We start from the raw sequence: 12,791 nt of genomic DNA, 5'->3' as shown, positions 1-12,791 counted from the left end.
CTCTGTGAAAGGCTCCGTGAGGCCCGCCGTTCGAATAAAGCGCACAGGTGCGAGCGTTATACATGGTGACCGACGAGAGGACCACAAAATGGCAGACCGCAGTCTCCGCGGCATCCGACTCGGCGCCCAGAGCCTCCAGAGCGAAGACGGCGTCGTGTTCCACGACCGTGCACAACACACCTACAACTGCAGCACCTGCGGACGCGACACCGTCCTGACCTTCGCTGCCGACGCCGAGGTTCCGGAGTCCTGGGAGTGCCGCACGTGCGGCGCCGAAGCCCTGCTCCGCATCGGCGACGGCACTGCGACCGTCGACCACTCGGGCGACAAGGCCGCCCGCACCCACTGGGACATGCTGCTCGAGCGTCGCACGCTCCCCGAGCTGGAAGAATTGCTCGAAGAGCGCCTCGCCTTCGTCCGCGCCCGTCGTGGCGCGGGCAACGAGAAGCTGAGCGCCTGACGCCCTGAACAGGACGTCCTGAGGATTCAGACGCCGGCCCCCTCGGGGGTCGGCGTCCTCTTCGTGCGGCGGGCGCGCACCGCGACCAGCAACCCGACCGCGAGCAGCCCGGCGAGGCTCCCCCATCCGAGGACGATCTTCACGGCGGGCCCGAGCACGACGGCGGGCGTGAGACCCGTCCGCAGGGGCACGTCGGTGAGCATGTGGCCGGCTGTGTCGATGGGCAGGGCGTCGAGCGTCGACCCGTCGGGCGCGATGACCTGGCTCGTGCCGACGGTCGAGAGGTTGACGACCGCGCGCCCCGTCTCGATCGCGCGCATCTGCGCGAAAGCGAGCTGCTGCAGATTCTCGTCGGTCCCCCGGAAGTCGGCGTTGTTCGTCTGGAACATATACACCTGCGCTCCCGCCTCGGCGCCGTCCCACACCACGTCGTCGTAGATGACGTCGAAGCAGATGGCCAGCCCCACGCCCACGCCGTTCAGGTCGATGAGCGGCGTCGCCGTGCCGGGCGTGTATTCGCGGCCGATCAGGCCGATCAGATCGGGGGCGAAGGGTTCCCAGAACGCCCGGTCGGGCACGTACTCTCCGAACGGCACCGGATGCCGTTTGTCGTACGTCGTCGCGGACTGGCCCTCGGACGTCCACAGCAGGGCGGAATTGAACAGCTCCGGCCCGCGCTCGGTCACCGCGGAGATCAACAGCGGCGCATCGACGCGCCGCGAGAGCTCCTCGAGCACCGCGGAGGTCGCGCTGTTCGCGGTCGGATCCGAGTCCACGCCGCCCTCGGGCCACAGCAGCACGTCCATCTGCTGTCCGAAGAGCGGGGCGGATGCCGCCAGCTGCGCGTTCAGCACGGCGTTGCGCGCACGCTGGTCGAAGTAGCCGGCCGGGCCGTTGCCCTGCACCGCGCCGACGCGGAGCGACCCGGCCGCCGTCGTCGGGAACTGCGGCAGCACCAGCAGTGCCACCAGGAGCACAGCGGCGGGAGCGGCCACCAGACCCCGCCGCAGGCGCCGACGGCGGACGAGCTCGATCACCATCGCGCACAGCAGCACGATGAGGAACGACAGCCCCGACATCCCCGCCCACGACGCGACCTCGGCGAAGGGTCCGTTCACCTGCGAGACGCCGATGCGTCCCCACGGGAAGCCGCTGTAGGGCCACGAGCCGACGATCTGCTCGCGGAGCACCCAGAGCCCCGCGACCAGCGCCGGGAGCACGAGCGTGCGACCCACCGCCCCCGGCGCGATGCGCGGCATCCATCGGTAGGCCAGCGCGAGGGGCACCGCGAACACCGCCGTCAGCAACGCCTCGAGCATGAACAGCGCGGCCCAGGGGATCGGCCCGAGGTACCGCGCCGTGAAGAGCAGGTTGACCGAGAAGAAGGCGATGCCGAAGAGCAAGCCCACCAGCACGGCCGACCAGAAGCGGCGGCCGATGAGCGTGAGCAGCGCGAGGGCGACGGCCGGGAAGGCCATCGGCCACCAGGCGAGCGCCGGGTAGGCGGTGACCAGCAGGAGTCCCGCCACGACCGAGAGCGGCGCGGCGAAGGCCAGGCGCAGCAGGGGTCGCGCCGGTGGGGTCGTCGCGCTCATGCCGACGTGTACGCCACGATGCCCCGGCGCACGGAATCCAATGCCGATCGGGCGGTCTTGGCGAGCGGCGGTTCGGCGACGAGCGAAATCTGGTCGAGCAGGTCGATCGTCTGCTTCGCCCAGCGCACGAAGTCGCCCGCAGCCATATCGGCCAGGGTCAGCACGCTGTCCAGCGGCAGGCCTCGCGCCCAGGCGTGCATCGCCGGCGCCAGTCCCGACGCGGGACTCTCCGAGCCCGGCAGGCGGTGGTCGCGCTCGAGGTCGTCGAGCTCCTGCCACAGCGTCTGCGTGGCGTCCAGGGCTCCGCGGAAGGCGCCGCGGGGCAGGCCACGCTCCCCCGGGCCGGCTTCGTCGCGCCGCGGCTCGTATACGAGGCAGCACGCCAAGGCCGCGAGCGAAGGGGCGTCGAGGCCCTCCCACAGGCGCTGGCGCAGCGACTCGGCCACGAGAAGATCGCGTTCGCCGTAGATGCGACGCATCGTGCGGCCCGCGCGCGTGAGCACGGTCGCCCCGTCATCCTCGATCGCCACGTACTCCAGCGCGGCCAGCACCTCGACGACGCGGTCGAAGACGCGCGCGACGGTGCCGGTGCGCTGATCGATCTGCTGGCGCGTCTTGTCGGTGGAGCGCTTGAGCTTCCAGTACCGCTCCGCCCAGCGCGCGTGCGCCTCGCGGTCGGGGCACGAGTGGCAGGGATGCCGCTGCATCCGCTTGCGCAGCGACTGGATCTGCTGCTGCCGCTCGTCGCGCAGACGGCGGGGGGCGGTGGCGTCGCGACGGTTGATCTTCTCGAGGTCGCTGAGCTCGCGGCGGATCGTGGAGTACTCGCGGAAATCGCCGCGGTCGCACGTCATCGCCGTCTCGTAGCCGCCGAGCGACTCCTCGGCATCCTTCACCTGACGAGCCAGACCCACCACCGAGCGATCGGCCTGGAACTGCGCGAACGAGGACTCGAGGATCTCGCGCGCACGGGCGCGACCGAACTGGTCGATGAGGTTCACGGCCATGTTGTAGGTCGGGCGGAAGCTCGAATTGAGCGGGTACGTGCGGCGTGAGGCCAGGGCCGCGACCGACTGCGGGTCGAGGGCCTCGGTGAACTGCACGACCGCGTGGCCCTCGACGTCGATGCCGCGGCGGCCGGCGCGGCCGGTCAGCTGCGTGTACTCCCCCGAGGTGATGGCGACGCGCGCCTCGCCGTTGAACTTCTCGAGCTTCTCCAGAACCACGGTGCGGGCGGGCATGTTGATACCCAGCGCGAGCGTCTCGGTGGCGAAGACGACCTTGACGAGCTTGCGGCGGAACAGCTCCTCGACGACCTCTTTGAACGCCGGCAGCAGTCCCGCGTGGTGGGCCGCCATGCCGCGCTCGAGGTTGTCGCGCCACTCCCAGAAGTGCAGCACGGCGAGGTCTTCGTCCTTCAGGGTGAAGGTGAGCTCGTCGACGATCTGGCGGATCTCGACGCGTTCCTCGGCCGAGGTCAGGCGCACGTTGGCCCGACGCAGCTGCTGCACCGCCGCATCGCATCCGGCGCGACTGAAGATGAAGAAGATCGCGGGCAGCAGGTGATTGCGCTGCAGCAGCTCGACGACCTCCGGCCGGTCGATGCGCTCGATGCGCGGACCCTGCTGGGCGCGGACGGGCTTGTGCCCGCCCCGGCGCTGATGCGCGTGGCGCGGTCCTCCGGCGTGCCGCGCCGATCGGTACTCCTGCGCGCGTCGGTTGTTCTCGTACCCGCCGGCGTTGCCGCCGCGGATGCGCAGAAGCTCCTGGTTGACCTGCGCCGTGGCCACCCCCGCACGATCGTCGAACAGCGGCAGAAGGTCTCCGCGCACGAGCACGTGCTGTTCGAGGGGCACCGGCCGGGTCTCCGACACGATCACCTCGGTGTCACCGCGGACGGTGTCGAGCCAGTCGCCGAACTCCTCGGCGTTCGACACGGTCGCCGACAGCGACACGAGCTTGACCGACGGCGGGAGGTGGATGATGACCTCTTCCCACACTGCGCCGCGGAAGCGATCGGCGAGGTAGTGCACCTCGTCCATCACGACGAACCGCAGGCCCCGCAGCGCCGGCGAGTCGGCGTACAGCATGTTGCGCAGCACCTCGGTGGTCATCACGACGATGCGCGCCGAAGCGTTGATGTTGGTGTCGCCGGTGAGCAGACCGACCTCGTCGTCGCCGTAGACCTCTTGCAGCTCGTGGAACTTCTGATTCGACAGCGCCTTGATGGGCGTGGTGTAGAACGCCTTGTCGCCGGGTTCGAGCATCGCGAGGTGGATCGCGAACTCGCCGACGATGGTCTTGCCGGCTCCCGTGGGGGCGGCCACCAGCACGCTCCGCCCGTCCTCCAGGGCGTGGCATCCGGCGATCTGGAAGTCGTCGAGCTCAAAACGCTGCATCTCGGCGAAGTCGGCCGTGTGCGGGTGCGACGAACGGGCGCTCGCGCGGGCGAAACGCTCCGCGGGACTGGGCGAACTCACGCGATGGGCCCCGACGGCATCCCGGTCGCCGCTGCGGAACGCGCCCGTCGACGGTCGAACAGCAGCGAAACGCCCGCGGCCGCGAAGAAGAGCACGACCAGGATGCCGGCGAGCATCAGCATGCTCACGACATCGGCCGCGGGGGTGGCCAGAGCGGCGAACACGGTCGCGATGAGGATCGCGACGCGCCACCCCTTGAGGATCGCCATGCCGCTCATGACGCCGGCGACGTTCAGAGCCACGAGGAAGACCGGCAGCACGAACGAGACGCCCACGACGATGAGCAGCTTGAACACGAAGTCGTAGTAGTCGACCGCGTTGTAGAAGTTGACGCCGCCCTCGGGGGTGAAGCCCCACATGAGCTCGATCACGTGCGGCACGATCAGCAGGCCCACCCAGCAGCCCACGAAGAACAGCGGCACGGCGGATGCCACGAACCCGACGGTGTAGCGGATCTCCTTGCGCGTGAGACCGGGCATGATGAACGCCCACAGCTGCCACAGCCAGATGGGCGCCGACAGGAAGATGCCGATCGAGAACGCGATGCGCATTCGCAAGTCGAACGCCGAGGTCACCGAGGTGAAGTTGAGCGCCGAGAAGTCGTCACCGCGCCGCTCGGCGATCACGCGGATGGGTTCTGTGATCAGGTGAATGATCGGGTCGGTGATGATGAAGGCCACCACCATGCCGACCACGAGCGCCGCGGCCGCGATCATGAGGCGTTTGCGCAACTCGACGAGATGCGCCCCGATGGACATGCGCTTGTCGCGCCGCGGCCCCTCGGGCAGGTCGATCCGCGGCGGCCCTGCCGTGGCCACCGGTCAGACGGTGGGGTCGGTCGACCTGCGGGCGTCGGGCGCTGCGGTCGTCGAAGTGCCGGTGGCCGGGTCGGTGGCGCGCGGCACGTCGGAGGACTGCGCGGCGACCTCATCGTCGCGCTTCATCTCCTTCATCTCGCTCTTGAACACGCGAGCGGACTGGCCCATGCTCTTCGCGAGCGCGGGGAGCTTGGCGGCACCGAACAGCAGCAGGATGACAGCCAGAACGACTAGCAGGTGCCATCCGGTCAATCCCTGGAACATGAGGACTCCTCGTCTCGTTCGGGCGGAACCTCAGTCTAACCCGCACACCTGACCGTGGGCCCGGCGCGCCGGGTGCCGGCGGTCAGCCTTCGTCGGTGTACTGCGCCAGACCCGCGGCCGCCCATGCGGCGGCCGCTCGGCGGGCGCCGAGGGGCTCGAGCAGTTCGACCTCTCCCCCGCGACGGGCGGCGAGCCGCTTCAGGCTCTGCTCATCGGCGAGGCGGAGGGATGCCACGGCCGTGTCCTCGTCGGCATCCTCGATCTCGGCGCGGTCCAGGTAGTCGGCGAGGAGCGGCGCGACCGCTTTCGGGAAGCGGAAACGCGCGACGACCTCGTCGTCTCCGGGGGCGAACAGCTCCGGCACGGGATCGGCCCCGTGGACGGCCGCGAGGTCGGTGAGGGACGGATCGCTCACGCGGTCGAGATGAAAGGTGCGCACGGCCTGCCGCAGATGGTCCCAGCCCTGCAGATACCACTGACCGTTCGCGATGTGCACCTTGATCGGGTCCACGGTGCGCGTGGTCGGCGCGGCCCCCGGCGCTCGGTAGGTGAAGGTCACGGCCACGCGTGCACGCAGCGCGCGATCGACCACGTCGCGCACGCCGTCGACGGGGCCGGACGCCACGATCACCGGCGGCGGGGCGGTGGCCGCCCCTCGGGCGAGCTTGGCGAGCAACGCGGTGACGAGGTCGCTGTCGCCGAAGCCCGGCAGGCTCCGCGCGAGCTGGAGCCCGGCGAGGAGAGCCGCCGCTTCGCGCGCCGTCAGTCGCGGCGATCGCTCGAGGCCCACGGTGTTCGTGATCGCGATGACGTCGTCGCGGTCGAGCAGGTCCCAGTCGATGTCGAACAGGTCGTGCGGCAACTGCCAGTAGCCGCTCTCGCCGGGCAGGCCGATCACGGTGAGTCGCTCGACCATCGCGCGCATCTCGTCGACGGTCACGTCGAAGTCTGCCGCGGCCTCGGCCACGGACACCTCGCCCTTGCCGAGCAAATAGGGCACGAGTTGCAGCAGCAGGGCCGCCCGGTCGAGGGCGGCGACGGGACGCTCGGGATTCACGCGGCACCCCCGTGCAGCACGACGGTCGCCTCGAGCCGGCGGATGACCTCGGCCCGCAGATCGGCGGGCTCGACCACGCGCACCTCGGGACCGTACGAGGCCAGTTCGTCGGCGAAGACGTGCAGGTCGACGTAGGGCACGACGATCCCCTGCGGAATGTCCTGCGGCGCTTCCTGGGCGCGACGAGCGAGACGCAGCGACGCCTCGGTCCCGGGGTGCACCTCGAGCAGGGCGCGCTGGCGGTCGGCGACGGCGCGGAGTCCCGCCACCGCGCGCTCGCCCGCACCCACGAGCAACTCGGGGGCGAATCTCTCGCGGCGCACGGTCACGTCACCGATGATCCGCGACAGCAGGAACGTGCGGTCGGCGTCCATGTTGAGGTCGAACCCGTAGACGTGCCAGCGCGCCTCGTACTCCACGAGGGCGAGGGGGCGGATGCGCCGCTCGCGCGGCTGGGCCTCACCCGGGCGCAGATAGGTGAAGGTCACGACGCGGTTCTGCTCGATCGCCCGCTGCAGGGTCGGGAACGACGCATCCCGAACGCGGATGCGCGGGGCGTACCCGATGATCGGCTCATCGACGACGATGCCGAGGGCGCGGATCTTGCGCAGACCGCTGCGCGCGTCGACCGAGAGCGACTCGCTCCCCCACACGCCACCGGCGATGTTCAGCAGCGCGACCTCGGCGGGGCTGAACGAGATGTCCTCGGGGAGGGCGTATTCCGCCGTGGGCACCCGGTAGCGCGCCTCGCGCAGGTCGTCGGGGTCGGTGCGATTGCCGATCGTCTCGATCGGGACCCCCAGGCCGCGCAGATTCTCCTTGTCGCGCTCGAACATCTTCTCGAGCGCGTCCTTCGAGGCTCCGGCCTCGAGCTGCTCGCGGTAGCCGGCCACCGTGGAGAGGATCGTGTCCTTCGTCAGCCCCTGCTCGGTCGCCATGAGCGCGACGACGAGGTTCACCAGACGCTCCTCGGGAGCGTTTCGAGAAGCGGCGGCCACCCGCCCATCCTAGGCCGGGGCCGGCCCCGAACCGCCGAGACCGGCCCCCGTGCGCCGGTGAGCCGGTCCGGAAACGGCGCGGAGGGAGCGGGTTCAGCCGACCGTGCCGAGGATGTCGACGACGTAGACGAGTGCGGTGTCCGCCGGGGCATCGAGCGCCTGCTGGTCCTGCTGGGTCTGATCCGCGGGAACGACGACGAGCACCTGCGAGCCGACCGGCTGGCCCTCGAGGGCCGACGCGAGCGCCGGGGGCAGTGCCGACACCGTGGCCTGGCCGGGGGCGCCGTTCTTCCACGTGGAGGCGAAGGTCGTCTTCGCCCCCCAGGCGACGCCCTGGACGTGGATGACGACCGAGGAGTCGGCGGTCACCACGTCGCCGTCGCCCTTCTTGATGACCTGCGAACGCACCTCGGTGGGGGCGTCGCCGGCGGGGATGACGATACCGGGCTGACCGTCGGGCGCGCGGACGACCGAGGGCATGCCCGAGTCCGCGTTGTACTGGTCGGCGCCGTCGGCGGCGGGCAGGAACACCTTGCGCACGTCGAAGACGAAGATCGCGCCGTCGCCCTCGGTGACTCCGAGAGCCTGCGCGCCCTGGGCGCCGAGGTCGGAACCGGGAATGGCCACGGCCACGCGGGATCCCTCGGCGACGCAGTCCAGCAGCGGGGCGATCGAGGGCACGGCCTGGGTGAGGCGCGGGAGCGGCGTCGCGGTGGCGAGGTCGGAGTCGTATTTCGTGGCCACGAGCTGCTCGCCCGTGGCCGCGTCGAGCACGGTGACGTCGACGAGCGCCAGTTGCTTGTCGCTCGTGATGCGCTGCCCGTCGCCCGCGATGAGGGTGTCGGTGCCGGCCTCCTGCGGAACGAAGGGCGAGCGCACCGTGACGGTGGGCGCCGAGCCCAGGTCGCCGGTCGCCTCCACGACAGACGCGATGGCGTCGTCGGTGGGGGTCGGGCACGACGAAGCGGCGGATGCCGAGCACCCGACGAGGCCGAATCCGGCCAGAGCGGTCACGGCCACGAGAGCGGGGAGTCTACGCACCGGAACAGTTTAGGTGCTCTCGCGACTCTCACCCGCCGCCCCACCCGCGGGGTCAGTCGGACGGTGAAGAGCTCGGCCCGGTGGCGGTCGGGGCTCTCACGCGCCTGACGCCGACGCCATCGCCCTCGAGGGGGAGTCGTCCCCCGGATGGGCGCGCTACTCGGCCGCCGCGCTCCCCTCGTCCGCCGGGCGTGCGGTCGCACCCGCGACCGACTGCCGCACGCCCTCGGCGGACTTCTGCGCCTCGCGCACGCGTTTGCGCAGGTTCTTGTCGGTGATCTCGCGATCGCCCACCGCGCCCGGCGTCCACAGCTCCACGTCCTCGTCGCCGTAGCTCGACTTCGACGCGCGGCGCTTGACCTCGGGCGGGATCGCACCCGGTGCCAGGCGGCGGGCCGTGATGAGGAAGCCGGTGTGGGCGACCATGCGGTGGTCGGGGCGAACGGCGAGACCTTCGACGTGCCAGCCGCGGACCATCGTCTCGCTGGCATCCGGTTCGGTGAACAGGCCGGTCGCTCGGATGTACTCGGCCACGCGGCTGAGCTGGGTGGCGGTGGCGATGTAGCAGAGCACCACGCCGCCGGGGGTGAGCGCGTCGGCGACGGCGTCGATGCACTCCCACGGCGCGAGCATGTCGAGCACCACGCGGTCGACGGATGCCGGAGCCACAGCGTCCGGGAGGCTCTCGACGAGGTCGCCGACCACGACCTCCCAGGTCGCGGGGTGCTCGCCGTGGAAGGTCTCGACGTTGGCGCGGGCCACGTCGGCGAACTCCTCGCGGCGCTCGAACGACAGCAGTCGACCGGCGGGACCGATCGCGCGCAGCAGCCACAGCGACAGGGCACCGGAGCCGACGCCGGCCTCCACGACGGTGGCGCCGGGGAAGACGTCGGCCTGGGCGAGGATCTGCGCGGCGTCCTTGGGGTAGACGATCGCGGCTCCGCGCGGCATCGACATGACGAAGTCCCGCAGCAGCGGGCGGACGGCGAGGTACTCGTGTCCGGAGCTGTTCGTGACGACGCTGCCGTCGGGCTGCCCGACGAGGAGCGCGTGCTTCAGCACGCCGTTGTGGGTGTGCAGCTCGCCCGCCTCGCGCAGGGTGATCGTGTGCATGCGACCCTTGGGGCCCGTCAGCTGCACGCGATCGCCGATGCGGAAGGGTCCGCTCAGATGGGGGGTCTCGCTCATGGGTTCACTCGCGTTTCAGGGAGGCGGGTCGGGGCGTGCGCACCGTGGAGGGCGCGGAGATCGGCGGCGGTTCGACCCTCGAGGCTCGGCCAGAGGGTGTGCGCTCCGACGCCGTCGAGCGGCACCATCAGCGGCACGCCCAGCGAGACCGCCCCGCTGGCGATCGCGGAGCGCAGGCCGTTCGGGCTGTCCTCGATCGCGACGGTGTCGCGGATGTCGACGCCGAGTGCCTCCGCGGCCTGCAGGTACGGGTCGGGATGCGGCTTGGGGCGCTCGACGTCGTCGCCGGCGACCACGACGTCGAAGGCGGGGAGGTCGATGAGATCGGCGATCGAGAGCGCCATGCGCCGCATCGACATCGTCACGAGACCGGTCTTGATCCCGTGCGCCTTGAGGTCGGCGAGCAGCTCGCGGGCCCCCGGGCGGAAGGGCACGCCCGTGCTCGCGAGCTGGCGCAGCACCTCGTCGGTCAGGTGCGCGATGATCTCGTCGACGCCCCAGGGCACGCCGGCGTTCTGCAGCAGGCGCGCGGAGTCCTCGAGGGCGAGACCCACCATCCCGAGGGCCTGTTCGTGCGACCAGGTGCCCCCGAACCGCTCGACGAGCGGCACCTCGGCGGCCATCCAGTAGGGCTCGGTGTCGACCAGGGTGCCGTCCATGTCCCAGAGGACCGCAGCGAGGGCGGAAGAAGTCATCGTTCCATCTTATGGAGGGGCGGGCTCCTCCCCCGCGCCTGCCCGGGGACGGGGCGTCTCCTCCGCGCCCACGAGGAGAGCCGAGTGCGACGGCCCCCGCTCCTCCGCGCCCGCGAAGGGAGCCGGGTCCGACCGCCCCCGCACCGGTGCGCCTATCCTGGAACGAAGCCCCGACGGGGCAGAGGAGGTTGCGTGGACGCACTGGGTCGCCGGATCATCGTCGCCGCTTTCGACGGCTGGAACGACGCCGGAGAAGCCGCGTCCGCCGCGGCGGCGCTCCTGCGCGCCGACGCGGAGTACGAGGTCGTGCACACGGTCGATCCCGAGCTGTACTTCGACTACCAGTACACGCGCCCCCAGATCGGTCTGGATGCCGAGGGTCGCCGCACCCTCACGTGGCCCGAGGCGAAGCTTCTGCGCCCGACAGAGCGCTCCGGCGACGCGGAGATCTGGCTCCTCGTGGGCGTGGAACCCGCGCGCGCCTGGCAGGCCTTCGCGGCGGAGTTCATCGACGTCGCCCTGCGCGAGGACGTCACCGGCTTCGTCGCGCTGGGCTCGATGATGTCCGACGTGCCGCACACGCGCCCGATCTCGGTGTTCGCCGGCAGCGACAACGACGGCGTGCGCCAGTCGCTCGGGCTCGAGCGGAGCCTGTACGAGGGGCCCGTCGGCATCCTGAGCGCCATCGGCCACGCGGCGGAGCAGGTCGGCATCCCGACCGCGAGCCTGTGGGCGAGCGTCCCGCACTACGTCGCGGGTCACACCCCGTCCCCCAAGGCCACCCTCGCCCTGCTCGAGAAGCTCGAGGCGATCACCGGCATCTCCGTTCCGCACGGGGATCTCGAGACCGAGTCGCGCCAGTGGGAGGCGTCGATCGACGCCGCCGCAGCCGACGACGAGGAGATGAGCGACTACATCCGCCAGCTCGAGCAGACCCGCGACACCTGGGACTCGCCCGAGGCGTCGGGGGATGCCATCGCCCAGGAGTTCGAGCGCTACCTGCGCCGCGGGGGCGACGGCCCCACCAAGCCCGGTCGCGACGACCCGCCGCGTCGTTAGGCGGTACCGCGTCCGGTCCGTTCGACCGACTCCGTCAGGACGGGGTGCGCGTGCGCGCGGACCGAGGCTGCTGAGCCTGTCGAAGCCACCGGAACCCCCTCACACGACGACACCCCTGGTCCCTTCGACAGGCTCCGAGACCTCTTCTCCGTCAGGACGGAGTGCGCGTGCGCGCGGACCGAGGTGGCTGAGCCTGTCGAAGCCACCGGGACCCTTCGCCCGCACCCCGACACGACGACGGCGCCTCCCCGAACGGGACGGCGCCGTCGCGGCATCCGGGATCAGCTGGTGATGACCGTCGACACCGCGGGGATGACGCCGGTCAGCAGGAGCACGATGATCAACAGGCCGAGCGCGATGCGGTAGATCACGAACGGCAGGAAGCTGCCGCGCTTGAGGTACTGCATGAGGAAGGCGATCACGAGGTAGCCGACCACGAACGCGATCACGGTCGCGATGGCCGTCTCGCCGAGGGTGTAGGGGCCGGTGCCCTCGTCGAAGCTCTTGTACAGCTCGAACAGGCCGCTCGCGAAGACCGCGGGCACGGCCAGCAGGAACGAGTACTCGGCGGCGGCGGTGCGCTTGTAGCCGAGCGCGCGGCCGAGGGTGGTCGTCGCGCCGGAGCGCGAAACGCCGGGCACGAGGGCGAGAGCCTGCGCGAAACCGTAGGCGATCCCGTGCGGGTAGGTGAGGTCGTCCAGGTCGCGCCGGCGCTTGCCGTAGTGGTCGGCGAGCCCCAGCAGGATGCCGAAGACGATCAGCACGATCGCGGTGATCCACAGGCTCCGGAAGTTGTCGCGGATGAGACTCTGCAGCAGCACGCCGAGCAGCGCGATGGGGATCGTACCGAGGATGACGAGCCAGCCCATGCGGGCGTCGGGGTCGTTGCGCGGCACCTTGCCGCCGAGCGAGAGGAACCAGCGCGAGATGACGCGCCCGATCTTCTTGCGGAAGTAGATCAGGACGGCGAGCTCCGTGCCGATCTGCGTGATCGCGGTGAACGTCGCGCCCGGGTCGGTCTGCGACGGGAGGAACTCGCCCACGATGCGCAGGTGCGCGCTCGAGGAGATGGGGAGGAACTCGGTGAGGCCCTGGACGAGCCCGAGGATGATGACCTCGAAGATATGCATGCGGTC

Annotated in this window: 12 protein-coding genes; 2 read left to right on the top strand and 10 right to left on the bottom strand. The window is 70.8% G+C overall.

The genetic code is table 11. The annotated features are described in order from the left end of the window. Positions 1–88 precede the first annotated feature (88 nt). Positions 89–460 (top strand): RNA polymerase-binding protein RbpA, encoded by a 372-nt coding sequence (locus B0B15_RS09255; RefSeq protein ID WP_076675446.1) that lies wholly within the window; start codon positions 89–91, stop codon positions 458–460. A gap of 26 nt (positions 461–486) precedes the next feature. On the opposite strand, the gene lnt is transcribed toward B0B15_RS09255, so the two are convergent. The 9 genes from lnt to B0B15_RS09210 form a co-directional block, all read right to left on the bottom strand. Next, positions 487–2,055, bottom strand: coding sequence for an apolipoprotein N-acyltransferase (gene lnt, locus B0B15_RS09250; protein ID WP_076675444.1), 1,569 nt, complete (start codon positions 2,053–2,055; stop codon positions 487–489). Beyond that, the gene (locus B0B15_RS09245; protein ID WP_076675442.1) at positions 2,052–4,535 is read right to left on the bottom strand and encodes a DEAD/DEAH box helicase; all 2,484 of its coding nucleotides are present in this window, start codon (positions 4,533–4,535) and stop codon (positions 2,052–2,054) included. The genes lnt and B0B15_RS09245 overlap by 4 nt, the downstream gene beginning before the upstream one ends. After that, positions 4,532–5,293: a twin-arginine translocase subunit TatC gene (gene tatC / locus B0B15_RS09240; protein WP_076676428.1), complete on the bottom strand. Its 762-nt coding sequence runs from the start codon at positions 5,291–5,293 to the stop codon at positions 4,532–4,534. The genes B0B15_RS09245 and tatC overlap by 4 nt, the downstream gene beginning before the upstream one ends. Before the next feature lie 63 nt (positions 5,294–5,356). Beyond that, on the bottom strand, positions 5,357–5,617 hold the full coding sequence (tatA, locus tag B0B15_RS09235; RefSeq protein ID WP_076675440.1) for a Sec-independent protein translocase subunit TatA: 261 nt from the start codon (positions 5,615–5,617) through the stop codon (positions 5,357–5,359). Between the two features lie 82 nt (positions 5,618–5,699). Further along, entirely contained in the window at positions 5,700–6,674 is a 975-nt protein-coding gene (locus B0B15_RS09230; protein ID WP_076675439.1) for a helix-turn-helix transcriptional regulator, read from the bottom strand. Continuing rightward, positions 6,671–7,612, bottom strand: a complete 942-nt coding sequence (locus tag B0B15_RS09225) for a helix-turn-helix transcriptional regulator (protein ID WP_083708999.1) — start codon at positions 7,610–7,612, stop codon at positions 6,671–6,673. Before B0B15_RS09225 ends, B0B15_RS09230 begins: the two co-directional genes overlap by 4 nt. A gap of 153 nt (positions 7,613–7,765) precedes the next feature. Then, positions 7,766–8,713 (bottom strand): FKBP-type peptidyl-prolyl cis-trans isomerase, encoded by a 948-nt coding sequence (locus tag B0B15_RS09220; protein ID WP_076675435.1) that lies wholly within the window; start codon positions 8,711–8,713, stop codon positions 7,766–7,768. A 156-nt stretch (positions 8,714–8,869) separates the two neighbouring features. Further along, positions 8,870–9,901, bottom strand: a complete 1,032-nt coding sequence (locus B0B15_RS09215) for a tRNA (adenine-N1)-methyltransferase (RefSeq protein ID WP_076675433.1) — start codon at positions 9,899–9,901, stop codon at positions 8,870–8,872. Then, positions 9,898–10,596, bottom strand: a complete 699-nt coding sequence (locus B0B15_RS09210) for an HAD family hydrolase (RefSeq protein WP_076675431.1) — start codon at positions 10,594–10,596, stop codon at positions 9,898–9,900. The genes B0B15_RS09215 and B0B15_RS09210 overlap by 4 nt, the downstream gene beginning before the upstream one ends. Positions 10,597–10,788: 192 nt before the next feature. On the opposite strand from B0B15_RS09210, the gene B0B15_RS09205 reads away from it, so the two are divergent. Continuing rightward, positions 10,789–11,655 carry a PAC2 family protein gene (locus B0B15_RS09205; protein WP_076675429.1) on the top strand — a complete coding sequence of 289 codons (867 nt, stop codon included), beginning with the start codon at positions 10,789–10,791 and terminating at the stop codon, positions 11,653–11,655. Between the two features lie 281 nt (positions 11,656–11,936). Here B0B15_RS09205 and B0B15_RS09200 read toward each other — a convergent pair whose 3' ends face one another. Continuing rightward, positions 11,937–12,785 (bottom strand): undecaprenyl-diphosphate phosphatase, encoded by an 849-nt coding sequence (locus B0B15_RS09200; protein WP_076675428.1) that lies wholly within the window; start codon positions 12,783–12,785, stop codon positions 11,937–11,939. Positions 12,786–12,791 lie beyond the last annotated feature (6 nt).

The organism is Microbacterium sp. RU1D (genome assembly GCF_900156435.1).
In the GTDB taxonomy this organism is placed as follows: Bacteria; Actinomycetota; Actinomycetes; order Actinomycetales; family Microbacteriaceae; genus Microbacterium.
Note: the sequence above shows the minus strand (reverse complement) of the source record. Positions and strands in the feature narration are given on the sequence as shown.

Coding starts and splice junctions, on each gene's coding strand:
- B0B15_RS09225 (WP_083708999.1), bottom strand. CDS start 7,612: ATGGCGACCGAGCAGGGGCTGACGAAGGACACGATCCTCTCCACGGTG.
- tatC (WP_076676428.1), bottom strand. CDS start 5,293: ATGTCCATCGGGGCGCATCTCGTCGAGTTGCGCAAACGCCTCATGATC.
- B0B15_RS09210 (WP_076675431.1), bottom strand. CDS start 10,596: ATGACTTCTTCCGCCCTCGCTGCGGTCCTCTGGGACATGGACGGCACC.
- tatA (WP_076675440.1), bottom strand. CDS start 5,617: ATGTTCCAGGGATTGACCGGATGGCACCTGCTAGTCGTTCTGGCTGTC.
- B0B15_RS09255 (WP_076675446.1), top strand. CDS start 89: ATGGCAGACCGCAGTCTCCGCGGCATCCGACTCGGCGCCCAGAGCCTC.
- B0B15_RS09215 (WP_076675433.1), bottom strand. CDS start 9,901: ATGAGCGAGACCCCCCATCTGAGCGGACCCTTCCGCATCGGCGATCGC.
- B0B15_RS09200 (WP_076675428.1), bottom strand. CDS start 12,785: ATGCATATCTTCGAGGTCATCATCCTCGGGCTCGTCCAGGGCCTCACC.
- lnt (WP_076675444.1), bottom strand. CDS start 2,055: ATGAGCGCGACGACCCCACCGGCGCGACCCCTGCTGCGCCTGGCCTTC.